Here is a 21,546-nt window from a genome sequence, read left to right as displayed (position 1 = left end):
GCGCGCGTGCGCCGATGCGGGCTGTCAGCGTTGACACCGATAGCACGGGTGTCGTGATAATAGTACGATCGTGCTAAATTGGCGAGCTTCGGTTGCAGCGCGCCTGACCTTCCCTGACAATACGCGATCCCGAAAGGGCATTCTAACGGCACATAGGAGCATTGATGACCCCGGCGAGCCTCATCGAGCAATACGGTCCCCGCGAATCGATGGAATACGACGTCGTCATCGTCGGCGGCGGACCAGCCGGTTTGTCGGCGGCCATCCGTTTGAAGCAACTGGCGGAGGAAAAAGGCGTCGAGATCGGCGTGTGCGTCCTGGAGAAAGGCTCCGAGATCGGCGCGCACATTCTCTCCGGCGCGGTAATGGACCCGCGCGGTCTGTCCGAACTCATTCCCGACTGGAGGGAAAAAGGCGCGCCGCTCGACGTCGAAGTAACCGAAGACCGCTTCCTGTTCCTGTCGCAGAACGACGCGAAGCAGGTGCCGAACTGGCTGCTTCCCGATAACTTCAAGAATCACGGCAACTATGTGATCAGCCTCGCGAACGTCACGCGCTGGCTCGGTCAACAGGCCGAGGCGCTCGGCGTCGAGATATTCCCGGGCTTTCCGGCGGCCGAAGTGCTCTATACCGATGACGGCGCGGTGCGCGGCGTCGTGACGGGCAACATGGGCGTCGGCAAGGATGGCGAGCCGACCGAGAACTTCCAGCTCGGCATGGAACTGCACGCGAAGTACACGCTCTTCTGCGAAGGCGCGCGCGGGCATCTCGGCCGTCAGTTGATGGAGAAGTTCAAGCTCAACCAGAATTCCGATCCGCAGGTGTACGGCATCGGCATCAAGGAGCTGTGGGAGATCGATCCGGTCAAGCACAAGCCCGGCCTCGTGATCCACACCGCCGGCTGGCCGCTCGAACCCGACACCTACGGCGGCTCATTCCTCTACCACATGGACAACAACCAGGTGGTCGTGGGCTTCGTCGTCGGGCTCGGGTATTCGAATCCGTATCTCTCGCCGTTCGAAGAGTTCCAGCGCTACAAGACGCATCCGTCGATTCGTGCGTTCCTCGAAGGCGGCAAGCGCATCTCCTACGGCGCGCGTGCGATCACGGCCGGCGGTCTCATGTCGCTGCCGAAGCTCGCATTTCCCGGCGGCGCGCTCGCGGGCGATGACGCGGGTTTCCTGAACGCGTCGCGCATCAAGGGCAGCCACGCGGCGATCAAGTCTGGCAAGATGGCCGCCGAAGCCGCGTTCGAAGCCGTGCAGGCGGGCCGTCAGAACGACGAGCTGACCGCCTACCCCGAACTGTTCGATACGTCGTGGCTCAAGACCGAACTGCATCGCGCGCGCAACTTCAAGCAGTGGATGAGCAAGGGCCTCTACCTCGGCACCTTCATGGTCGGCCTCGAGCAAAAGGTGATGGGCGGCAACGTGCCGTGGACGCTGCATCATCAGCATTGGGATCACGAGATGCTGAAGCCGGCGTCGCAGTGCAAGCCCATCGTCTATCCGAAGCCGGACGGCAAGCTCACGTTCGATCGTCTCTCGTCGGTGTTCATCTCGAACACGAACCACGAGGAGAACCAGCCCGCGCATCTGACGCTGAAGGACGCGAGCGTGCCGGTGAACGTGAACCTGCGCACCTATGCGGGACCGGAAGGCCGCTACTGCCCGGCGGGCGTGTACGAGTTCGTCAAGTCCGACGAAGGCAGCGAGCGCCTGCAGATCAACGCGCAGAACTGCGTGCACTGCAAGACCTGCGACATCAAGGACCCGACGCAGAACATCGTGTGGGTCACACCGGAAGGCGGCGGCGGGCCGAATTATCCGAACATGTAATTTCCGCGCCGCCAAATGAAAACGGGCGCCGGTCGTTCAGACCGGCGCCCGTTTTTTTATGCTGAGATTTATTTGGCGGGCGCTTGCGCCGCGATCTTCGGCGTGCCGACGACCACATCGCCGCATTGCGCGCGATGACGCAGCGCGTGATCCATCAGCACCAGCGCGAGCAGCGCCTCGGCGATCGGCGTTGCGCGGATGCCCACGCACGGATCGTGACGGCCGAAGGTTTCGACGGTCGCGCTCGCACCTTCCTTGTCGATCGACTGACGCGGCGTGCGGATGCTCGACGTCGGCTTGATCGCGATCGTCACCGTGATGTCCTGCCCGCTCGAAATGCCGCCGAGAATGCCGCCCGCGTTGTTCGTCGCGAAGCCTTCGGGCGTCATCTCGTCGCCGTGCTGCGAGCCGCGTTGGGCAACGCTCGCGAAACCCGCGCCGATCTCGACGGCCTTCACCGCGTTCAGGCCCATCATCGCGTGGGCGATGTCGGCGTCGAGCCGGTCGTAAAGCGGCTCGCCGAGACCGACCGGCACGCCCGTCGCGGTCACCTGGATGCGCGCGCCGACCGAATCGCCGTCGCGGCGCAGGTTGTCCATGTATTCCTCGAGCTGCGGCACGATCTCCGCGTTCGGCGAGAAGAACGGGTTTTCGCGCACGTGCTGCCAGTCGGCGAACGGAATCTCGATCTCGCCCAGCGCGCTCATGCAGCCGCGCGTCTCGAGGCCGAACTTCTCGCGCAGCCACTTCTTCGCGACCGCGCCGGCGGCGACCGTCGGCGCGGTCAGACGCGCCGATGAACGCCCGCCGCCGCGATAATCCCGCACGCCGTACTTCTGCCAGTACGTGTAATCCGCATGACCCGGCCGGAACGTCTGCGCGATGTTGCCGTAGTCCTTGCTGCGCTGATCGGTATTGCGGATCAATAGCGCGATGGGCGTGCCGGTCGTCACGCCTTCGAATACGCCGGAGAGAATCTCGACCTGATCGGCTTCCTGCCGCTGCGTGACGTGACGCGACGTGCCGGGACGGCGGCGATCGAGTTCGATCTGGATATCGGCTTCCGTGAGCGCCATGCCCGGCGGGCAGCCGTCGATCACGCAGCCGATCGCCGGACCATGCGACTCGCCGAAATTCGTGACGGTGAAAAGCGTGCCAAGGGTATTGCCGGACATGAGCGTCGACCTGAAAAAAAGTGTCGGGGGAAACCGCTATTATGCCAGCGCCGCTTCAACGTCTCGCACCGCGCAACGCGGTCACGACTTCCTGAAGATGCTGCGGCGTCGCGTCTTCCGGCGCGATCGGCTCGCCGACCGCGAGCGTCAGACGCGTCATCGCACCTTTATGGATCGGACGCGGCCACTGCGCATCTTCGTGACGCGAGAACACGCTGCCCCATAGACCGCGCAGCGCCATCGGCACGACGGGCGCCGGATGGCGTCGCAGGATCTCGGAGATGCCGTGCCGGAACGGATTGATGTCGCCCGTGCGCGTGAGCTTGCCCTCCGGAAAGATGCAGACGAGATCGCCCTCGTCCAGCGCGCGCCCCGCCGCCGCATACGCCCGTTCGAGCATGTCGGCGTCTTCGTGCGCGGGCGCGATCGGAATCGCCTTCACGTGTTTGAACAGCCAGCCGACGAACGGCGTGCGAAAGATGCGGTGATCCATCACGAAACGGATCGGCCGCGGACTCTCGGCCATGATGACGACCGCATCGACGAAACTCACGTGATTGCACACGAGCACGGCCGCGCCCTGCGGCGGAATGCGCCCGGCATCGACGAGACGAATGCGATAGAACGTGTGCACCAGAATCCACGCGATGAAGCGCAGCAGGAACTCCGGCACGAGCGAATAGATATACACGGCGACCACGACGTTGAGCAGCGCGGTCGCGAGAAACAGCCCCGGAATGCCGACGCCGAACGATGTGAGCGCGAGCGCCATCAGCGCCGAAACGATCATGAAGAACGCGTTGAGGATATTGTTCGCCGCGATGATGCGCGCGCGATGCGTCGGCTGACTGCGCGCCTGGATCAGCGCATAGAGCGGCACGCTGTAGAAGCCGCCGAACATCGCGAGCAGGAACAGGTCCGCGAGAATGCGCCAGTGCGGCAGCGCGAGCAGAAATTCGCCGACGTTCAGCAGATGTCCGGCGGGCGCGATACGGTGGCTCGCGAGGAACAGATCGATCGCGAACACGCTGATGCCGATCGAACCCAGCGGCACGAGCCCGATCTCGACGCGTCGCTTCGAAAGCCGCTCGCAGAGTAACGATCCCGTGCCGATGCCGATGGAAAAGGTCGCGAGGAGAATGGTCACGACGTCGGGATCGGCGGACAGCACGTCCTTCGCGAAATTGAAGAACGACGTGAGGAAGGTCGCGCCGACGAACCACAGCCACGAAATGCCGAGCAGGCTCAGAAATACGGTGCGGTCGGCCTTCGCGAGCTTCAGATTGCGCCACGTCTCCGAGAACGGATTCCAGTTGATGCGCAGATCCGGCTGCGATGCCTCCGACTTCGGCACGAACGCCGACGCGACACGCCCGATGATCGCAAAGGCGATGCACGCCACCGCGAGCAGCATCGCGCCATGCTCCGACGCCCCCGCCGCGGCCCCGCCGATGATCGTGCCGATCAGGATCGCGACGAAGGTGCCCATCTCGACGAGCCCGTTGCCCCCGACGAGTTCATGCGAGTCGAGGTGCTGCGGCAGATAGGCGTATTTCACCGGCCCGAAGACGGTCGAATGCACACCCATCAGGAACGTGCAGGCATAGAGCAAAGGCGCGCTGTGCAGCAGAAAACCCGCTGCGCCGATCAGCATCACGACGATCTCGAAGCTCTTCACGAGGCGCGCGAGCACGGCCTTGTCGTATTTGTCGGCGATCTGTCCGGACGTCGCCGAGAAGAGCACGAACGGCACGATGAAAATCGCGGAAATGAGAAACGCGGCGGTCTTCGGATCGACGCCGGAAAAGCGCGCGGCCTGAAAGGTCACGAGCGACGTGAAGCCGACCTTGAAGACGTTGTCGTTCATCGCGCCGAGAAACTGCGTCCAGAAGAACGGCGCGAAGCGGCGCTCGCGCAACAGGCGAAACTGGCTTTCGCCCTCGGCATGCGAACGTCGGGAAGTGCGCGACCCGGCGCGCAACGGTTTGTCACTCATGGCTTGCGCAATAGTGGAGTTCGGCGTTGATCGCGCGTGTACCGTGATCGAATCCGAATGGAACGGAAACCGGGCCGGAGCTCGGCATCGAGCCTTTTTGGGCCAGACGAAAAAAAGCGCGCCATCGGGGCGCGCTGCGGATGATGAGTTCTGCGCGAGGCATTGGCTCGACCGTCTTGCCGCGAAGCGCGAAGCCGCGCGGCATGATAGCGAATCTCAGCGTGCCTCTTCCTGCTGCTCCGGCCAGTCGCGGATATACGCCTTCAGCATGCGGTTCTCGAAGCCTTGCTCTTCCACGACGGCCTTCGCCACGTCATAGAAAGAGATGACGCCCATCAACTGACGCTTGTCCATGACCGGCAGATAGCGCACGTGATGCTCGAGCATCATGCGGCGCACTTCGTTGACGTCCGTTTCCGGCGTGCAGGTGAGCGGATGGTCGTCCATGATCTTGCGGATCGTCGTGGTGCCGACCGAGCCGCTGTTGTTGTGCAAGGTCAGGATGATCTCGCGGAAGGTCAGCATGCCGACGAGATCGCCGTACTCCATCACGACGAGCGAGCCGATGTCGTGCGCCGCCATCGTGTCGATCGCGTCGGAGAGCGGCGTATCGGGTGTCACGGTGAACAGCGTATTGCCCTTCACCTTCAGAATGTCGCTGACTCGCATGACTGTCTCCTCGCGAAATGCCTGTTCAGATGCTCAAACGATGATGAAACCATGGTTCGATGCTATCGGAAAGGCCTGCAAAAGGAAAGCCAGCCAGGGGGCGAACGGGCCGCATCGGCCGAACGGACAAGGCTTTGCGCGATCGGCGGCCGCGCGTTCGCCCTAGGTTTTGCGGCGCGCCTCCGATGTTACGATGATTGACCCTCATTTCCGCCGCATGCCGGCGCCTCATGCGCGCCGGCCGCCTATGATGCCAGCCAACCGTTTCGACACGCTCGCGCTGCACGCGGGCGCCGCGCCCGATCCCGCCACCGGCGCCCGCGCGACGCCGATTTATCAGACCACCTCGTTCACCTTCCGCGACTCCGATCACGCCGCCGCGCTCTTCAATATGGAGCGCTCGGGACACGTGTATTCGCGCATCTCGAACCCGACCGTCGCGGTGTTCGAAGAGCGCGTGGCCGCGCTCGAAGGCGGCGTCGGTGCGATCGGCACGGCGAGCGGCCAGGCGGCGCTGCATCTCGCCATCGCCACGCTGATGGGCGCGGGCTCGCATATCGTCGCATCGAGCGCGCTCTACGGCGGCTCGCACAACCTGCTGCATTACACGCTGCGGCGCTTCGGCATCGAGACGACCTTCGTCCCGCCGCACGATCTCGACGCCTGGCGCGCGGCGGCGCGGCCGAACACGCGGCTTTTCTTCGGCGAGACGCTCGGCAATCCGGGCCTCGACGTGCTCGATATCGCGGGCGTCGCGGAGATCGCGCATGAGCACGCCGTGCCCTTGCTCGTCGATTCCACCTTCACGACGCCTTATCTGCTGCGTCCTTTCGAGCACGGCGCGGACCTCGTCTATCACTCCGCGACCAAGTTTCTCGGCGGGCATGGCACGACCATCGGCGGCGTGCTCGTCGACGGCGGCATGTTCGACTTCGCCGCGAGCGGACGCTTCCCGGAGTTCACCGAGCCCTACGACGGCTTTCACGGCATGGTCTTCGCCGAAGAGAGCACCGTGGCGCCGTTCCTGTTGCGCGCCCGGCGCGAAGGCTTGCGCGATTTCGGCGCGTGCCTGCATCCGCAAGCCGCGTGGCAATTGCTTCAGGGCATCGAGACCTTGCCGCTGCGCATGGACCGGCACGTCGCCAACACGCGCAAGGTGATCGACTTCCTGCTGAGTTCGCCCGCCGTCGATGGCGTGGCCTATCCCGAACTGCCGACGCATCGCGATCACGCACTCGCCGAACGTCTGCTGCCGCGCGGTGCGGGCGCGGTGTTCAGCTTCGATCTCAAGGGCGGCGTGCCGGCGGCGCGCAAGTTCATCGAAACGCTCACGCTGTTCTCGCATCTCGCGAATGTCGGCGATGCGCGCTCGCTCGTGATCCATCCCGCCTCGACGACGCACTTCCGCATGGATGCCGCCGCGCTCGAAGCCGCGGGCATCGGGCCGGGGCGCATCCGGCTGTCGATCGGACTGGAAGACCCGGACGATCTCATCGACGATCTCAAGCGCGGGCTGAAGGCCGCGCAGAAAGCCGCCGAAAGCGGTCCGGACGCGGGCGCGGCCATGCCGCTCGGGAGCCGCGCATGATGCTCGACCTGAACGGCCGCGGCGCCTACGCCTACACCGGCGGCAAGTCTTTCGACGCCGCGCGGCCCGCCATCGTGTTCATTCACGGCGCGGAGCACGATCACAGCGTGTGGGCCTTGCAGACGCGCTATTTCGCGCATCACGGCTTCGGCGTGCTGGCGCTTGACCTGCCGGGCCACGGACGCAGCGACGGCCCCGCGCTCTCCACCATCGGCGCGCTCGCCGACTGGGTGATCGCCGTGCTGGATGCGGCGAACGTGCAGCAGGCGATTGTCGTCGGCCACAGCATGGGCTCGCTGATCGCGCTCGATGCCGCCGGCCGCTATCCAGATCGCATCGCGGGTCTCGCGCTCCTCGCGACCGCCGCGCCGATGACCGTCTCCGACACGCTGCTCGATGCCGCCCGCGAGCATGAGCCCGAGGCGATCGCAATGGTGAATCAGTGGTCGCATTCGACGATCGCCGCGAAGCCGTCGAGCCCCGCGCCGGGCTTCTGGCTGCAGGGCGTGAATCAGCGCCTCATGGAGCGCGTGAGCCTGCGCGGCGAGGCGCAGCTCTTCCATACCGATTTCAGCGCCTGCAACACCTACGCCGATGCGCTCGAACGCGCGGCCGCCGTGCGCTGCCCGGTCTGCATCGTGAGCGGCAAGCGCGACGTGATGACGCCGCCGCGCGCCGCCCGCCCGCTCATCGACGCATTGAGGACAGCGGGAACGCCGGTCCACACGGTCGAACTCGATGCCGGCCACGCGCTCATGTCCGAGCAGCCCGACGCGACGCTGGACGCGCTTTTCGCCTTCGCGCTCGGCTGCGCCAAAGCGCAGGCGAAAAAATAAGGCCCAAGGCGGGCTGAACCGCCTGTGCGGCGGGCCGCGAAACCCCGCCGCACCCGCTTGCACGGCGCGCATGGCAGTCGCAGAATGAATCTTGCTGGCCTGAATGTCAGACGGGCGCGCACCGCCCGCCCGAGACCAGCAGGTATCGTCACGGAGGCCGTCATGGCGCACACCGCACACGGAGAGCATTTCGCGAACTTCGCCGAGTTCTATCCTTATTACCTCGACGAGCATCGCAATCCGGTCTCGCGCAGACTGCATTTCATCGGCTCGCTCGGCGTGATCGGCTGCCTCGCGATGGCGATCGCCACCGGCGACTGGCTCTGGCTGCCGGCGGCCGTGGTCTGCGGCTACGGCTTCGCGTGGATCGGCCATTTCTTCTTCGAGAAAAACCGCCCCGCGACGTTTCGCCATCCGGTCTACAGCCTGATGGGCGACTGGGTGATGTTCAAGGACATCTGCGTCGGCAAGATTTCGCTTTGATTCACGCGCGCCGGACGCTCACGCGGGCTGCTGCGGCATCGACGAGCGCGGATGCTCGCGCAGGCGCGCGTTCGTCAGCGCCGATGCCCGCGCCGCGATCAGCGAGCCGAGCGTGATCTCCAGCTTCTCGTTCTCCAGCGCATTCATGAGCGCGGCGCAATCTACCTGCGCGGCGTCCAGTTTCAGCTGATACTCCAGCTCGGCGCGATCGATGACGAACTGCTCGAAGAGCATCGTCACCGTGATCTGATTCGGATTGGCGATCAGCACATAGCGCGGCATGCGCGAATCCTCCAGCCGTCCGATCCAGCCGAGCGCATCGAGCCGCGCGATCAGGCGCGTGGAAGTATCCAGATCGCAGCGCGCCATGCTCGAAAGCTGCAGCGCCGTGTAGCCGGGCTTGCCCTCGTCGCGCGCCTCGACGAGCCGCGCGAGAATTTCGAGCGCATCGAGCAGATCGCTGCCCGGAAAATCGCGCCGATGATACTGTCCCGTGCGGATCGCGGGCAGCGCGGACGTGACCATCGCGCCGACGAGCGCGATCATCCAGCACAGATAGACCCACAGCAGGAACACCGGCAGCGCGGCGAACGCGCCGTACACGGCGGTGTAGGTCGGAATGCTGCGCACGTACGCGCCGAAGCCGCGCTTGCCGAGCTCGAACGCGATCGCAGCGATCAGCCCGCCGACGATCGCATCGCGCCACTCGACCTTGCAGTTCGGCATGTAGACGTAAATCATCGTGAAGGCGAGCCCCGTGAGCGGCAGCGACACGCCCGTCAGCGCCCATTCGACGATCGGCGGCATGAGATTGTGCGAGCCCGCGTACGCGACCGAATGCGCGAACACATAGGAAGAGATGGACAGGCTGCAGCCGATGAGAATCGGCCCGAGCGTGATGAGCGACCAGTAGACGAGCACGCGCTGCGCGATCGGGCGCGCCTTCTTCACGCGCCAGATCACGTTGAACGCGGACTCGACCGTCATCATCGTCATGACCGAGGTCACGAAGAGGATGATCATGCCGACCGTGGTGAGCCCCTTCGCCTTCGACGCGAACTGGTTCAGATACTTGAAGATCTGGTCGTTGATCTGCGGCGGCATCAGATGCACCGCGAGGAAATCCTGCAGCGACGCCTGGAACGAGGCGAAGATCGGGAACGCGGTGAAGAGCGCGAACGCGACCGTGGCGAGCGGCACGAGCGACAGCACGCTCGTGAACGTGAGGCTGCCCGCCACTTGCGCGACGCGGTCTTCGCCGATACGCCGCGCGACGAAGCTGGCGAGCCGCTTGACCGCCGCGAAATCGATGGAAAGGTGCTGCAAACGCATTCTCCCGTCGTGGCGACCTTCGGCACGCGAAGCCGTGCTTCGCCACGAAAATCACCCAATACCTATAATAGCCGTTCACTAAAAAAGCCTTATGAACGACATCCTCGTGCTCTATTACAGCCGCCATGGCGCAACCCGCGAGCTTGCGCTCGCGATCGCCCAGGGCGTCGACAGCGTGCCCGGCATGCAGGCGCGCGTGCGCACCGTGCCGCCCGTCTCGACCGTCTGCGAAGCGTCCCAGCCCGACATTCCCGCCGACGGACCGCCCTACGCCGAGCTGCGCGATCTCGAAGAATGCGCCGGTCTCGCGCTCGGCTCGCCCACGCGCTTCGGCAACATGGCCGCGCCGCTCAAATACTTCCTCGACGGCACCACGCCGCAATGGCTTTCCGGCGCGCTCGCGGGCAAGCCCGCAAGCGTCTTCACGTCGACCGGCAGCCTGCACGGCGGCCAGGAAAGCACCCTGCTCTCGATGATGCTGCCGCTCCTGCATCACGGCATGATGATCGTCGGCATCCCGTACACCGAGTCGCGGCTCACCACGACGCAAAGCGGCGGCACGCCCTACGGCGCGTCGCATCATGCACGCGCGGGCGGCGACGACAACCAGCGCCACGGCATTTCCGCCGACGAGAAAGCGCTCGCCATCGCGCTCGGCGCACGGCTCGCGCGCACCGCGCTCAATCTCGTGCGCGGCGCGCACGCCGCATGACCCGGCCGATGGACGCGCCCGCCGCTTCCACCCCTTCCGGCGCACGGCCGAACGCCGTATTCGCGCCGGGCGCGCTCGCGAGTCTCGTCGCGCTGATCGTGCTCGCGCTCCTGTGGGAACTCTGGCTCGCGCCGCTGCGCCCGGGCGCATGGGCGCTCGCATTGAAGGCGCTGCCGCTCGCGTGCGCGCTGCCCGGCGTCGCGCGCAGGAATCTCTACACGCTGCAATGGGCCTCGATGCTCGTGCTGCTGTACCTCGCCGAAGGCGTCGTGCGCGGCATGACGGATGCGGGCCTTTCCGCATCGCTCGCCTGGCTCGAAGCGCTGCTCGCGCTCGCCTTCTTCGTCTGCGCGCTGGGTTACGTCGCGCCGTTCAAGCGGACGGCCCGCATGAACGCACGTGCGAAAAAAAGCTAGTTCGTTCGCTTTTTCGACGTCCGCAGCGCCGGGACGTGATGCTTTGTAGCACGGAATGACGCGATGCGGCGCATGTCGCACGTGCCTATGCCATTCGGACGAGGCTCGCGCGCGGCGACCCTGCGCGATACTGTGGACTACGCTCTACCGGAATCCCTGCTTTTCTGCCCATGACCGCATCTCAAGCCTTCATCGTCGCCTGCACCGAACTGCTCGGCGCGGCCTATGTCCTGACCGACGCCCACGATACCGAGCCCTATCTCGTCGACTGGCGCAAGCGCTATCGCGGCAAGGCGTGCGCCGTGCTCCTGCCCGCCGATGCCGCGCAGGTCGCCGGCGTCGTGCGGCTCGCGCGCGAACATCGCATCGCGATCGTGCCGCAGGGCGGCAACACCGGTCTCGCGGGCGGCGCGACCCCCGACGCGAGCGGCGCGCAGGCCGTCATCAGCCTGAAGCGGCTCAATCGCATTCGCGGCATCGACCCGCACAACAACACGATCACCGTCGAAGCGGGCGTCGTGCTCGCCGAAATCCAGGCGCACGCCGAAAGCGAACAGCGCCTCTTTCCGCTGAGTCTCGCGGCGGAAGGCAGTTGCACGATCGGCGGCAATCTGTCGACGAACGCGGGCGGAACCGGCGTGCTGCGCTACGGCAACACGCGCGAACTGTGTCTCGGCCTCGAAGTGGTGACGCCGCAAGGCGAAATCTGGGACGGCCTGCGCGGCTTGCGCAAGGACAACACCGGCTACGATCTGCGCGATCTCTTCATCGGCGCGGAAGGCACGCTCGGCATCATCACGGCGGCCGTCATGAAGCTGCATCCCGCGCCCGTCGCGAAAGTCACGGCACTCGCCGGCCTCGCATCGCCGCACGCCGCGCTCGATTTCCTTTCGATGACGCAGCATCACGCGGGCGCGCTCCTGACCGGCTTCGAACTGATGTCGGATTTCTCGATGCGCCTCGTCGGACGGCACTTCCCGCAACTGCGCTATCCGTTCGGCGAGCCGCACGCGCAGACCGTGCTGCTCGAACTCTCCGACAGCGAAAGCGACGAGCACGCGCGCGCCCTCTTCGAACGACTCATGGAAGACGCGCTGGAAAAGGGCATCGTCGAAGATGCGGTCGTCGCGGAGAATCTCGCGCAGTCGCAGGCGTTCTGGGATTTGCGCGAGCATATTCCACTCGCTCAGGCGGAGGAAGGCCTGAACATCAAACATGACATCGCCGTGCCCATTTCGAGCATCGGCCGCTTCATCGACGAAACCGATGCGATCATCGCGAAGGCCGTGCCCGGCGCGCGCATGGTGACCTTCGGCCATCTCGGCGACGGCAATCTGCACTACAACGTGCAGGCGCCGGAAGGCGTCGATCAGAAACGCTTTCTCGACGATCATCAGACGCCGATCAATGCGCTCGTGTACGACCAGGTGGCTCGGCATCGCGGCAGCATCAGCGCCGAGCACGGCCTCGGCCAGTTGAAGGTCGATGAAGCGATGCACTACAAGTCGCCGGTGGAAGTGCGCCTCATGCAGGCGATCAAGGCCGCACTCGATCCGGACAACCTGATGAACCCCGGCAAGGTCGTGCGCTCGAACGCGGTCCCTGCCAAGGAGAACGCCGCATGAAGATTCGCGTGCTGTCGGACCTGCATCTCGAATGCGACGAGCCGCTGGCGATTCCCTATGCCGAGGCCGATCTCGTCGTGCTGGCGGGCGACATTCACAACCACGCCGAAGGCCTGCGCTGGGCGGCGGAGAATTTCGATGCCGACGTGCCCGTCATCTACGTGCCAGGCAACCACGAGTACTACGACGCCGAGTTCGGCGCGATGGAAGCGGCCATGCTCGACGCCGCGCGCAGCGTCGACAACGTGCACTATCTGAACAACGCGTCGCTGGTCGATCGCCGGGGCGCGTGGCGCGTGCTCGGCACCACGCTCTGGACCGATTTCGCGCTGTTCGGCTCGGGCGAAGCCGATATCGAGCGCGCCAAGGAAGCGTGCACGAAGGTCATGCTCGACTACAAGGGCCTCATTCAGCTCGCGTGGCCCGAGCCGGACGGCGAGCATCGCGAGTTCGCGCCCGAGGACTCGCTCGCGCTGCACGAGCAGGCGCGCGCGTGGCTCGAAGCCGAACTTGCGAAGCCGTTCGCGGGCCAGACGATCGTCGTCACGCATCACGCGCCGATGCGCGAAAGCCTCGCGCCGCGTTATGCGGAGGATCTCGTATCGGCGGGCTTCGTCAATCATTTGCCGGCACTCGCTCGCGCGCCCGCGTCGCTGTGGATACACGGGCATACGCATACGTCGTTCGATTACGTGGTGAACGGCACGCGTGTCGTGTGCAATCCCCGCGGCTACTTCAGCCGGCGCGAGCAACGGTGGGAAAATCCGGATTTCGCGTGGGACAAGGTCGTCGAAATCTGAGCAGCGACGAAAAAGAAGCACGGAACCGTGTTGGACCTAGCGGAGGAACGCCATGTGCGGCCGAATCAGCCAGTACCGACTGCCGATGCATTACGCGCAACGCCTGCATCTGAGAAATCCGTTCGTGCTCGTGGATGCCGCCGACAGGCGCCCCGGCTATAACCTCTCGCCCGGCACGCATCCGCTCGCCGTTTATCCCGACGAAACCATCCGCGCGGTGCACTGGGGCTATTGTCCGCCGTGGGCCATTCAGAAGAAGCTGCCGCAATGCATCAACGCGCGCGTCGAGACGGCGGCGACGAGCGCGTATTTCAAGCATCTGTGGAAGAAAGCGCGCATTCTCGTGCCGGCCGATGGCTGGTTCGAATGGCGTGTCGAGCCGCGTCCGGGCGATCCGGCCGCGAAGCCCTTCAAGCAACCCTACTTCATTCAGCGCGCGGACGGCGAGCCGATGTATCTCGCCGCGCTCACCAGCATCCTGCGCGACGAGGACGCTGCCGCGCCCGGCGCGGGCTTTGTCATCGTGACGGCCGCCGCCGACGAGGGCCTCGTCGATGTGCACGACCGCCGCCCGCTCGTGTTATCGCCCGCGGTTGCGCATCGCTGGCTCGATCCGGAGGCATCGCCCGACGATCTCGGGGCGCTCGTCAAGTCGGACGGCGTGCCGGCGTCGCACTTCGTGTGGCATCGCGTCTCGACCGATGTGAACCGCGCGACCAACGACGAGCCGCGGCTCATCGAGCCACTGGAAACGCTGCTATGAACGCTGTCGGAGGAAAGCTCAGCGGTCGTACGGATCGCGCATGCGGCGGGCGCGCGCGTCGCGATCGTCGTCGATGCGCACCGGCACGAGACGCCGCTTCGCGTCGCGTTCCGACTGGGCGCGCATGGCGTTGAAGAGATCGCGCGACGCCGGAACGGCGATCAGCACCAGGAGCACGGCGAGTGCAAGCAGGAGTGGCGTACTCATTTGACTTATCCCGGTAAAAAATGCGATTGAACAGTGCTGAAAATAGCAAGCTGCGGACAATTCATGAGTAAGCAAGTGTTGCGCCCCGACTTTTTTCGTAACGGAACGCGCACGCGCACACGTTTTCAGGTGACGACGAATTCCTTCAGCGATTCGGCGTCGGCGGCGAGCGTATCGGGCAGCGCCTCGCGCAAAAACTCCACCCATGTACGGATTTTCGCATCGAGATACTGGCGCGACGGATAGAGCGCGTACACGTTGAGCTCCTGCATCGTGTATTGCGGCAGCACGCGCACGAGCGTGCCCGCGCGCAGCCCCGGCAGCGCGGACGATGTCGGCAGCACGCCGATGCCCATGCTCTCGCGGATCGCCGCGACCATCGCCTCGGCGACATTCACCGTGAACGTCGACGGGCCGAGGCTCACCGTCTCCTGACCGTTCGGGCCGTCGAAGACCCAGCGGTCCGGCGGAAACACCGGCGTCATCAGATGCAGGCAGGTATGGCGCACGAGATCGGACAGCACGTGCGGCGCGCCGTGCTTCTCGATATACGCCGGCGACGCGCACGCGATGCTGAAGATCGAGCCGAGCCGCGCGGAGACGAGCCCGGAATCCGGCAGATCGGAGGCGAGCACGACGGACACGTCGTAGCCTTCGTCGAGCAGGTCCGGCACGCGCTGCGCGAGCGTCAGATCGACCTGCACCGACGGATGACGCTGTTGATAGCGCGAGATCATCGGCACGATGTAGTGCTGGCCGAAGCTCGTCATCGAATGGACCTTCAGCTTGCCGGACGGACGCGCGTGGGCGTCGCTCGCCTCGGCTTCGGCCTGATCGACATAGGCGAGGATCTGCTCGCAGCGCTGCAGATAGCGCTCGCCCGCCTCGGTGAGCGCGATACGCCGCGTCGTGCGATTCAGCAAGCGTGTGCGCAGATGCGCTTCGAGGTCCGACACGGCCCGCGAGGCGTAAGCCGTCGTCGTATTGAGATGCTGCGCGGCCGCGGTGAAGCTGCCCGCTTCGACGACCCGCACGAATACGCGCATGTTTTGGAGCGTGTCCATGGCGTTTTCCCGACTTCAAGAACTATGTGTGTAGAGAATTGTTGCACGATCGGCAACGACGATTATCACATCATCCGTAAGAATGCTTTGCATTCTTACCGGTTATTCGACAATCTTCGCAAAAATATAATCACTTCCTGGAATCTAATTCGAATATGGGAGTGAATCGTGCGAGGGCGAGTATTCAGTAAGACTGCTTCAGCCGCGGTTCTTACAGCAATATTAACAATTGCCGGGTGCGCCAGCACGGGCAAGATCGCGCCGCAGGATACGCTCAAGGATGCCGCCACGCTCGATGCCGGCAGCGCCATTCGCGCGGCCAATGCCGACGCGCAGTGGCCCGACGAGCAATGGTGGCGCGCCTATCGCGACCCGCAACTCGACGCCTGGATCGCGCGTGCGACCAGCGGCAACCCGACGCTTGCCATGGCCGCGGCGCGCGTGCGCGAAGCGCAGCAGCAGGCGGGCGTGGCGCGCTCCGAGCTTTTGCCGCACGTGAACGGCGCGATGAGCGTCTCGCGCAAGAACTGGCCCAACAACGATTTCTACGGCCCCGGCCCGTTCGCCGACACGACGACCTGGGACAACACCGCCGGCCTCACGCTCTCGTACACCCTCGACCTCTGGGGCCGCGACGACAACAACGCCGAGCGCGCGCTCGATGTCGCCCACGTGCGCGCCGCCGATGCCCGCGCCGCCCAGCTCGAGCTGGAAACGAATATCGTGCGCGCGTATATCGGCTTTTCGCAGTCGTTCGCGCTGCTCGATATCGCGCAAGACACGCTCCAGCAGCAGGAACGCATCGCGGATCTCGCGAGACGGCGCCTCAAGGGCGGCCTCGGCACGCAGCTCGAAGTGAGCCAGGCGGAAACGCCACTGCCCGAATACGAGCGTCAGGTCGATGTCTATAAGGAAGAGATCCAGCTCGCACGCCATCGACTGGCCGCGCTCGCGGGCGAAGGTCCGGGCGCGGGCGAAGCGCTGACGCGCCCGGAGTTGTCGCTCGCGACGCCGCTGCCCCTGCCCTCCGCGCTGCCGGCGGAACTCGTCGGTCATCGGCCGGATATCGTCGCGGCGCGCTGGATGGTGGCGGCAGAGGCGCGCGGCATCGATGTCGCGAAGGCCGGTTTCTATCCGAACATCAATCTCGCGGCCTCGCTCACGCAGGCTTTCGCGGGCGGCGCGCTGCTGAGCTTTCTGACCAGCAAGGCATCGGGCTACAGCTTCGGCCCGGCGATCTCGCTGCCGATCTTCGAAGGCGGCCGTCTGCGCGCGCAGCTCGGCGCGGCATCGGCGCAATACGATCAGGCCGTCGATCACTACAACGCGACGCTCGTCGCGGCGCTCAAGGACATCGCCGATCAGGTCGTGCGCGTGCATTCGCTCGACACGCAGCTCGAAGCGTCCGACCGCTCGGTCGCCGCCGCGCGCAAGAGCTACGATCTCGCGAACGAAGGCTACAGGCGCGGTCTCACCGATTATCTGAACGTGCTCATTGCGCAAGCGCAGTTGCTCAAGGCGCAGGACGGACAGGCGCGCGTGCGCGCGCAACGGCTCGCGTCTTACGCCACGCTCACGTCGGCGCTCGGCGGCGGCATCGACGATCCGTCGAACGGGCCGGAACAGACCGCGCTCGCGCCGTCGAAGCACATCGGGCCGTTCGCGAAAGCGAAGGGAGACTGAGCATGTCCACGCCCGCTACTTTCATCGAACGCCCGTCGCTCAGGCATGCCTTGCTCGACTGGGCGCGCACCGACGGCCTCGCGTGGGTCTACATCTTCAAGGCCGTGCTCGCGGCGCTTCTGTCGCTCTGGATCGCGATGCGCCTCGACATGCAGCAGCCGCGCACCGCGATGACCACCGTGTTCGTCGTGATGCAGCCGCAAAGCGGCATGGTGCTCGCGAAGAGCTTCTATCGTTTCTGCGGAACGATGGTCGGCCTCGTCGTGATGATGGTGTTCATCAGCCTGTTCTCGCAGCAGCCGGTGCTGTTCCTCTCGGCGACTGCCCTTTGGGTGGGCGTCTGCACGGCGGGCGCGGCGCGCAATCGCAACTTCCGTTCGTACGGCTTCGTGCTCGCGGGCTACACCGCCGCGCTGATCGGCATTCCGGCGGCGCAGCATCCGGACGGCGCGTATCTGTCCGCGCTCACGCGAGTCGGCGAAGTGACGCTCGGCATCGTGTGCTCCGGCGCGGTCAGCGCGCTCATCTTTCCGCAGCATGCGGGCGAGCAGGTTCGCACCACCGTGCGCCGCCGCTTCTCGCAGTTCGTCGATTACGTGTGCCGCGCGCTGTCGGGCAACATGGAGCGCGCGCAGATCGAGCGGACCAATCTCGCGTTCGTGTCGGACATCGTCGGCTTCGAGGCCGCGCGCAGTGTCGCCGTGTTCGAGAATCCCGAATCGCGCATGCGCGGCGGACGGCTCGCGCGTCTGAACAGCGAATTCATGAGCGCGTCGACGCGCTTTCACGCGCTGCATCAGTTGATGAACCGGCTGCGCGAGAATGCGTCGGCGACGACGATCGCCGCGCTCGAACCGTTCTTTCGCGAAGTGCCGCCGCTCTTTTCCGTATCGGGCGAGCCGGTGCGAAACGCCGCCGACGCCGCGCACGCCGCCGCGCAATTGCGCGAGTACAAGGCGGCGCTGCCGAAGCGCGTGCGCGCGGCGCGCATCGCGCTCGAGGCGAACCCCGACTTCGCGCAACTGGAGTTCGACACCGCGTCCGAACTACTCTACCGCTTCGTCGACGACATGCTCGCGTACGCCGAAACCTATGCGTCGCTGACATCGCCGTCGCACGAGCGCGAGCACTGGATCGCGCGCTACGTGCCGAAGACCAACATGCTCGCGGCGGCGATCTCCGGCTTGCGCGGCGCGGTCGTGATGTTCATTCTCTCCGCGTTCTGGATCGAGACGGCGTGGCCGAGCGGCGGCACGATGGTCCTCAACGCGGCGGCCGTGTGCGCGCTCGCGTCCTCTTCGCCGCGCCCGGCGCTGATGTCCGCGCAGATGGCGATCGGCACGACGCTCGCCGCGATCGCCGGCATGATCGTGGTGTTCGGCGTGTTTCCGCATATCGACGGCTTCGCGATGATGTGCGCCGCGCTCGCGCCCGCGCTCATGTTCGGCGCGTATCTGACCACGCGGCGCGCGCTCGCGGGCGTGGGCATCGGCTTTTGCATCTTCTTCTGCTTTCTCGCGGGGCCGGACAATCTCGTCCACTACGATCCGACCGGCTTCATGAACGATGCGCTCGCGCTCGTCCTGTCGATGATCGTCGCGACGATCGCCTTCGCCGTGCTGCTGCCCACCGATGCGCCGTGGCTGCGCAATCTGCTGCTCGGCGACTTGCGACGCGAAGTGGTGAGCGCGCGCCGCGGACGGCTCGCCAGTCTCACGACGCACTTCGAAAGCCGCACGCGCGATCTGCTCGCGCAGATCAACGCGCTCGCCGAAGGCCGGCCGGATCTGCAACGCGATGCGCTGCAATGGCTCTTCGCGGTGCTCGAGTTCGGCAATGCGGTCATCGACTTGCGGCGCGAGATCGCCGGGTTGCCGAACGAGCCGCACCATGCCGCGTCGATGCCGTGGCGGCGCTCGGTCGATGCGACGCTCGATGCCGTCGCGCGACTTTTCGATCGGCCGAAGGCACGGCGTTTCGACCTCGCGCTCGCATCGACGGAACGCGCGATCGCCGACACGCAAGCCCTGCTCGCGCGGCTCGATCCGCCGCGCGAGGAAAGGCATCGGCTGCAGCGCATCGCGAGTCATCTGCACTTCATTCGCACGGCGCTGCTCGATCACGAATCCCCGTTCGCGCAATGTGCGCCTGTGCGCAAACACACGCCCGAAGGAGCGCCCCATGCTGCCGCGTAACGTCGCGATCCTCGAAGCCTATGTGCCGACGATCCTCCTGCTCTTCATCGCGGGCGCGATGGTCACGTGGATCGTCGACCGCGTGCTCGCGATGACCGGCCTCTATCGCGTGGTCTGGCATCCGGCGCTGTTTCGCGCGAGCCTGCTCGTGTGCATCTGCGGCACGCTCGGGCTCGTCGCGTATCGCTGAACATCACATTCATTCAAGCTGAAAAAGAGTTGCATCATGATTCTCAGGAAAATCATCGGCCTGGTTTTGACGATCGCCATCTTCGCGGTCGCGCTCGTCATCGGGCGCGCGCTGTGGGTGCATTACATGGACGAGCCGTGGACGCGCGATGGCCGCGTACGCGCGGATGTCGTGAACGTGGCGCCGGACGTGTCGGGCGCGGTCGTGCAGTTGCCGGTGCGCGACAACCAGCTCGTGAAGAAAGGCGATCTGCTGATGGAGATCGATCCGTCGCACTATCGGATCGCGGTCGAGCAGGCGCAGGCGAACGTCGCGGCGCGCGCGGCCGAGCTGCGCATGCGCCGCGCGGATGCCGCGCGCCGCGCCGATATGGACAGTCAGGTCGTGTCGAAGGAAGCGCGCGAGAACGCGATGCAAACCGCATCGACCGCCGAAGCGCAGTTGCAGCAGGCGCAGGCCGCGCTCGATGCCGCGAAGCTCAATCTCGAACGCACGAAGGTGTACTCGCCCGTCGATGGCTATGTGACGAACCTGAACGTGTTCCGCGGCGATTATGCGACGGCGGGCGCGGCGAAGCTCGCGATCGTCGATAGTCACTCGTTCTGGGTGTATGGCTACTTCGAGGAAACGAAGCTGCCGCACGTGCGCATCGGCGACAAGGCATCGGTCCGCCTGATGAGCGGCGGCGAGTTGAAGGGGCACGTGGAGAGCATTTCGCGCGGCATCTATGACCGCGACAATCCGCAAAGCCGCGAACTGCTCGCGGATGTGAACCCGACGTTCAACTGGGTGCGGCTCGCGCAGCGCGTGCCGGTGCGCGTGCATATCGATGAGGTGCCGGATGGCGTGCTGCTGAGCGCGGGAACGACATGCACGGTGGTGATTGCGCCGTCGAGTTGAGCGACATGCCGCGCCTCATGGCAAAAAGCCCGCGACGGAATCGCTCCGCGCGGGCTTTTTCGCTTTCAGCACGCCGACTTACTTCAACACCACCTTCACATCGAAATACTTCGCCGCGAAGCGATCGATGGTCCCATCGGCCTTCAGCTCCTTCAGCGCGCGATTCATCGCTTCCTTCAGCGCCTTGTCGTTCTTGCGCACGCCGAAGCCCACGCCCGAGCCGAGCAATTTGTCATCCGACACAGCCGGCCCCGCGAACGCGAAGCCCGCGCCCTGCGGCTGCTTCAGAAAGCCCTTCGACGCCGCCTCGGCATCCTGGAACGCCGCATCCAGACGGCCCGACGCCAGATCCGCATAGACCTGGTCCTGCGCCTGATACGACTCCACATCGATGCCCGCGGGCGCCCACTTCGCCTTCGCGTATGTCTCCTGGATCGAGCCCTGCAGCACGCCGACGCGTTTGCCCTTCAGACCGTCGACGGTCGGCTGGATCGTGCTGCCCTTCTTCGCGACCAGTTGATTGGGGATCGTGTAGATCGGATCGGTGAAGTCGATGGCGAGCTTGCGCTTGTCGGTGATCGTCATGTCCGAGTTGATGCCGTCGAACTTGCGCGCCTGCAACGCGGGAATCAGGCCGTCGAACGAGTTCTCGACCCACACGCACTTCATCTTCAGCTTCGCGCACACCGCATTGCCGATGTCGATATCGAAGCCCTGCAGCTCGCCGGCCGGCGACTTCGACTCGAACGGCGCATACGACGCTTCCACGCCGAAGCGCAATTCCTTCATGTTATCGGCCGCTTGCGCGTTCAACGCCACGACGCCCATGGCGACGGTTGCGCCCAGCGCCGCGACCGCGGCGAGCTTGCGGCTGATCAGATGCGATTTCTTCAACTTCCATCTCCTTCCATTGCGGTTCGAATCCTGTGTATTGATGCCGCCTCGCGCAGCCGATGAAGCATCGCGGCACAAAAATCCACGTTCAAACCCGCACGCGTGGATTGATGCGTCGCATCAGACACGGGGCGCGATTGTAGCGCGCGTGAACCCGCAACGCGCCGGGCGAACGATGCA

The 21,546-nt window shown here is 65.3% G+C and carries 21 protein-coding genes; 13 read left to right on the top strand and 8 right to left on the bottom strand.

From position 1 onward, the window contains the following. The first annotated feature begins 164 nt into the window (after positions 1–164). Positions 165–1,838, top strand: coding sequence for an electron transfer flavoprotein-ubiquinone oxidoreductase (locus tag AWB78_RS18245; RefSeq protein WP_062606711.1), 1,674 nt, complete (start codon positions 165–167; stop codon positions 1,836–1,838). Positions 1,839–1,906: 68 nt separating this feature from the next. Here AWB78_RS18245 and aroC read toward each other — a convergent pair whose 3' ends face one another. Genes aroC through AWB78_RS18225 form a run of 4 tightly spaced genes read right to left on the bottom strand, consistent with a single transcriptional unit; the run spans position 1,907 to position 5,678 of the window. Continuing rightward, on the bottom strand, positions 1,907–3,013 hold the full coding sequence (gene aroC, locus AWB78_RS18240; RefSeq protein WP_062606708.1) for a chorismate synthase: 1,107 nt from the start codon (positions 3,011–3,013) through the stop codon (positions 1,907–1,909). Positions 3,014–3,068: 55 nt separating this feature from the next. Next, positions 3,069–5,009: an MFS transporter gene (locus AWB78_RS18235; RefSeq protein WP_062606706.1), complete on the bottom strand. Its 1,941-nt coding sequence runs from the start codon at positions 5,007–5,009 to the stop codon at positions 3,069–3,071. Beyond that, positions 5,002–5,214, bottom strand: a complete 213-nt coding sequence (locus tag AWB78_RS18230) for a hypothetical protein (RefSeq protein WP_062606704.1) — start codon at positions 5,212–5,214, stop codon at positions 5,002–5,004. Before AWB78_RS18230 ends, AWB78_RS18235 begins: the two co-directional genes overlap by 8 nt. A gap of 11 nt (positions 5,215–5,225) precedes the next feature. Continuing rightward, on the bottom strand, positions 5,226–5,678 hold the full coding sequence (locus AWB78_RS18225; RefSeq protein WP_062606703.1) for a CBS domain-containing protein: 453 nt from the start codon (positions 5,676–5,678) through the stop codon (positions 5,226–5,228). Between the two features lie 250 nt (positions 5,679–5,928). Here AWB78_RS18225 and AWB78_RS18220 point away from each other — a divergent pair, with 250 nt between their 5' ends. The 3 genes from AWB78_RS18220 (at position 5,929) to AWB78_RS18210 (ending at position 8,585) form a co-directional block, all read left to right on the top strand. After that, entirely contained in the window at positions 5,929–7,266 is a 1,338-nt protein-coding gene (locus AWB78_RS18220) for an O-acetylhomoserine aminocarboxypropyltransferase (RefSeq protein ID WP_062606857.1), read from the top strand. Continuing rightward, positions 7,263–8,102 carry an alpha/beta fold hydrolase gene (locus AWB78_RS18215; RefSeq protein ID WP_062606701.1) on the top strand — a complete coding sequence of 280 codons (840 nt, stop codon included), beginning with the start codon at positions 7,263–7,265 and terminating at the stop codon, positions 8,100–8,102. The genes AWB78_RS18220 and AWB78_RS18215 overlap by 4 nt, the downstream gene beginning before the upstream one ends. Positions 8,103–8,264: 162 nt before the next feature. Next, a complete protein-coding gene (locus tag AWB78_RS18210; RefSeq protein WP_062606699.1) occupies positions 8,265–8,585 on the top strand; it encodes an Mpo1-like protein in 321 nt (106 codons plus the stop codon). 18 nt (positions 8,586–8,603) lie between these two features. Here the strand turns inward: AWB78_RS18210 and AWB78_RS18205 are convergent, their stop codons facing one another. Continuing rightward, the gene (locus AWB78_RS18205; RefSeq protein WP_198399295.1) at positions 8,604–9,917 is read right to left on the bottom strand and encodes a YihY family inner membrane protein; all 1,314 of its coding nucleotides are present in this window, start codon (positions 9,915–9,917) and stop codon (positions 8,604–8,606) included. A 91-nt stretch (positions 9,918–10,008) separates the two neighbouring features. On the opposite strand from AWB78_RS18205, the gene wrbA reads away from it, so the two are divergent. The 5 genes from wrbA (at position 10,009) to AWB78_RS18180 (ending at position 14,233) form a co-directional block, all read left to right on the top strand. Further along, positions 10,009–10,629 (top strand): NAD(P)H:quinone oxidoreductase, encoded by a 621-nt coding sequence (gene wrbA, locus AWB78_RS18200; protein ID WP_062606697.1) that lies wholly within the window; start codon positions 10,009–10,011, stop codon positions 10,627–10,629. Between the two features lie 8 nt (positions 10,630–10,637). Continuing rightward, positions 10,638–11,045, top strand: coding sequence for a DUF2069 domain-containing protein (locus AWB78_RS18195; RefSeq protein ID WP_062606694.1), 408 nt, complete (start codon positions 10,638–10,640; stop codon positions 11,043–11,045). A 170-nt stretch (positions 11,046–11,215) separates the two neighbouring features. Then, positions 11,216–12,670: an FAD-binding oxidoreductase gene (locus tag AWB78_RS18190; RefSeq protein ID WP_062606692.1), complete on the top strand. Its 1,455-nt coding sequence runs from the start codon at positions 11,216–11,218 to the stop codon at positions 12,668–12,670. Next, positions 12,667–13,470 carry a metallophosphoesterase gene (locus tag AWB78_RS18185; protein ID WP_062606690.1) on the top strand — a complete coding sequence of 268 codons (804 nt, stop codon included), beginning with the start codon at positions 12,667–12,669 and terminating at the stop codon, positions 13,468–13,470. Before AWB78_RS18190 ends, AWB78_RS18185 begins: the two co-directional genes overlap by 4 nt. Before the next feature lie 52 nt (positions 13,471–13,522). Then, positions 13,523–14,233 (top strand): SOS response-associated peptidase, encoded by a 711-nt coding sequence (locus AWB78_RS18180; protein ID WP_062606688.1) that lies wholly within the window; start codon positions 13,523–13,525, stop codon positions 14,231–14,233. A gap of 18 nt (positions 14,234–14,251) precedes the next feature. On the opposite strand, the gene AWB78_RS18175 is transcribed toward AWB78_RS18180, so the two are convergent. Together AWB78_RS18175 and AWB78_RS18170 are read right to left on the bottom strand one after the other, a co-directional pair. Further along, positions 14,252–14,440 carry a hypothetical protein gene (locus AWB78_RS18175; protein WP_062606685.1) on the bottom strand — a complete coding sequence of 63 codons (189 nt, stop codon included), beginning with the start codon at positions 14,438–14,440 and terminating at the stop codon, positions 14,252–14,254. A gap of 125 nt (positions 14,441–14,565) precedes the next feature. Then, positions 14,566–15,504, bottom strand: a complete 939-nt coding sequence (locus tag AWB78_RS18170; protein WP_062606683.1) for a LysR family transcriptional regulator — start codon at positions 15,502–15,504, stop codon at positions 14,566–14,568. A 168-nt stretch (positions 15,505–15,672) separates the two neighbouring features. On the opposite strand from AWB78_RS18170, the gene AWB78_RS18165 reads away from it, so the two are divergent. The 4 genes from AWB78_RS18165 to AWB78_RS18150 are packed head-to-tail and all read left to right on the top strand — an operon-like array spanning position 15,673 to position 20,472. Further along, positions 15,673–17,187 carry an efflux transporter outer membrane subunit gene (locus tag AWB78_RS18165; RefSeq protein ID WP_062606681.1) on the top strand — a complete coding sequence of 505 codons (1,515 nt, stop codon included), beginning with the start codon at positions 15,673–15,675 and terminating at the stop codon, positions 17,185–17,187. Positions 17,188–17,189: 2 nt separating this feature from the next. After that, entirely contained in the window at positions 17,190–19,382 is a 2,193-nt protein-coding gene (locus AWB78_RS18160) for an FUSC family protein (protein ID WP_062606680.1), read from the top strand. After that, positions 19,369–19,572, top strand: coding sequence for a DUF1656 domain-containing protein (locus tag AWB78_RS18155; RefSeq protein ID WP_062606678.1), 204 nt, complete (start codon positions 19,369–19,371; stop codon positions 19,570–19,572). Before AWB78_RS18160 ends, AWB78_RS18155 begins: the two co-directional genes overlap by 14 nt. A gap of 36 nt (positions 19,573–19,608) precedes the next feature. Further along, positions 19,609–20,472, top strand: coding sequence for an efflux RND transporter periplasmic adaptor subunit (locus tag AWB78_RS18150; protein WP_062606675.1), 864 nt, complete (start codon positions 19,609–19,611; stop codon positions 20,470–20,472). A 78-nt stretch (positions 20,473–20,550) separates the two neighbouring features. Here AWB78_RS18150 and AWB78_RS18145 read toward each other — a convergent pair whose 3' ends face one another. Beyond that, positions 20,551–21,318 (bottom strand): ABC transporter substrate-binding protein, encoded by a 768-nt coding sequence (locus AWB78_RS18145; RefSeq protein ID WP_269768939.1) that lies wholly within the window; start codon positions 21,316–21,318, stop codon positions 20,551–20,553. Between the last annotated feature and the right edge of the window lie 228 nt (positions 21,319–21,546).

Origin of the sequence: Caballeronia calidae (assembly GCF_900044055.2) — a bacterium.
GTDB classification, from domain to species: Bacteria; Pseudomonadota; Gammaproteobacteria; order Burkholderiales; family Burkholderiaceae; genus Caballeronia; species Caballeronia calidae.
Note: the sequence above shows the minus strand (reverse complement) of the source record. Positions and strands in the feature narration are given on the sequence as shown.

What these genes read in the sequence shown, in the direction of transcription:
- AWB78_RS18245 (WP_062606711.1), top strand. Translation starts at nt 165, where the DNA reads ATGACCCCGGCGAGCCTCATCGAGCAATACGGTCCCCGCGAATCGATG.
- aroC (WP_062606708.1), bottom strand. Translation starts at nt 3,013, where the DNA reads ATGTCCGGCAATACCCTTGGCACGCTTTTCACCGTCACGAATTTCGGC.
- AWB78_RS18235 (WP_062606706.1), bottom strand. Translation starts at nt 5,009, where the DNA reads ATGAGTGACAAACCGTTGCGCGCCGGGTCGCGCACTTCCCGACGTTCG.
- AWB78_RS18230 (WP_062606704.1), bottom strand. Translation starts at nt 5,214, where the DNA reads ATGCCGCGCGGCTTCGCGCTTCGCGGCAAGACGGTCGAGCCAATGCCT.
- AWB78_RS18225 (WP_062606703.1), bottom strand. Translation starts at nt 5,678, where the DNA reads ATGCGAGTCAGCGACATTCTGAAGGTGAAGGGCAATACGCTGTTCACC.
- AWB78_RS18220 (WP_062606857.1), top strand. Translation starts at nt 5,929, where the DNA reads ATGCCAGCCAACCGTTTCGACACGCTCGCGCTGCACGCGGGCGCCGCG.
- AWB78_RS18215 (WP_062606701.1), top strand. Translation starts at nt 7,263, where the DNA reads ATGATGCTCGACCTGAACGGCCGCGGCGCCTACGCCTACACCGGCGGC.
- AWB78_RS18210 (WP_062606699.1), top strand. Translation starts at nt 8,265, where the DNA reads ATGGCGCACACCGCACACGGAGAGCATTTCGCGAACTTCGCCGAGTTC.
- AWB78_RS18205 (WP_198399295.1), bottom strand. Translation starts at nt 9,917, where the DNA reads ATGCGTTTGCAGCACCTTTCCATCGATTTCGCGGCGGTCAAGCGGCTC.
- wrbA (WP_062606697.1), top strand. Translation starts at nt 10,009, where the DNA reads ATGAACGACATCCTCGTGCTCTATTACAGCCGCCATGGCGCAACCCGC.
- AWB78_RS18195 (WP_062606694.1), top strand. Translation starts at nt 10,638, where the DNA reads ATGGACGCGCCCGCCGCTTCCACCCCTTCCGGCGCACGGCCGAACGCC.
- AWB78_RS18190 (WP_062606692.1), top strand. Translation starts at nt 11,216, where the DNA reads ATGACCGCATCTCAAGCCTTCATCGTCGCCTGCACCGAACTGCTCGGC.
- AWB78_RS18185 (WP_062606690.1), top strand. Translation starts at nt 12,667, where the DNA reads ATGAAGATTCGCGTGCTGTCGGACCTGCATCTCGAATGCGACGAGCCG.
- AWB78_RS18180 (WP_062606688.1), top strand. Translation starts at nt 13,523, where the DNA reads ATGTGCGGCCGAATCAGCCAGTACCGACTGCCGATGCATTACGCGCAA.
- AWB78_RS18175 (WP_062606685.1), bottom strand. Translation starts at nt 14,440, where the DNA reads ATGAGTACGCCACTCCTGCTTGCACTCGCCGTGCTCCTGGTGCTGATC.
- AWB78_RS18170 (WP_062606683.1), bottom strand. Translation starts at nt 15,504, where the DNA reads ATGGACACGCTCCAAAACATGCGCGTATTCGTGCGGGTCGTCGAAGCG.
- AWB78_RS18160 (WP_062606680.1), top strand. Translation starts at nt 17,190, where the DNA reads ATGTCCACGCCCGCTACTTTCATCGAACGCCCGTCGCTCAGGCATGCC.
- AWB78_RS18155 (WP_062606678.1), top strand. Translation starts at nt 19,369, where the DNA reads ATGCTGCCGCGTAACGTCGCGATCCTCGAAGCCTATGTGCCGACGATC.
- AWB78_RS18150 (WP_062606675.1), top strand. Translation starts at nt 19,609, where the DNA reads ATGATTCTCAGGAAAATCATCGGCCTGGTTTTGACGATCGCCATCTTC.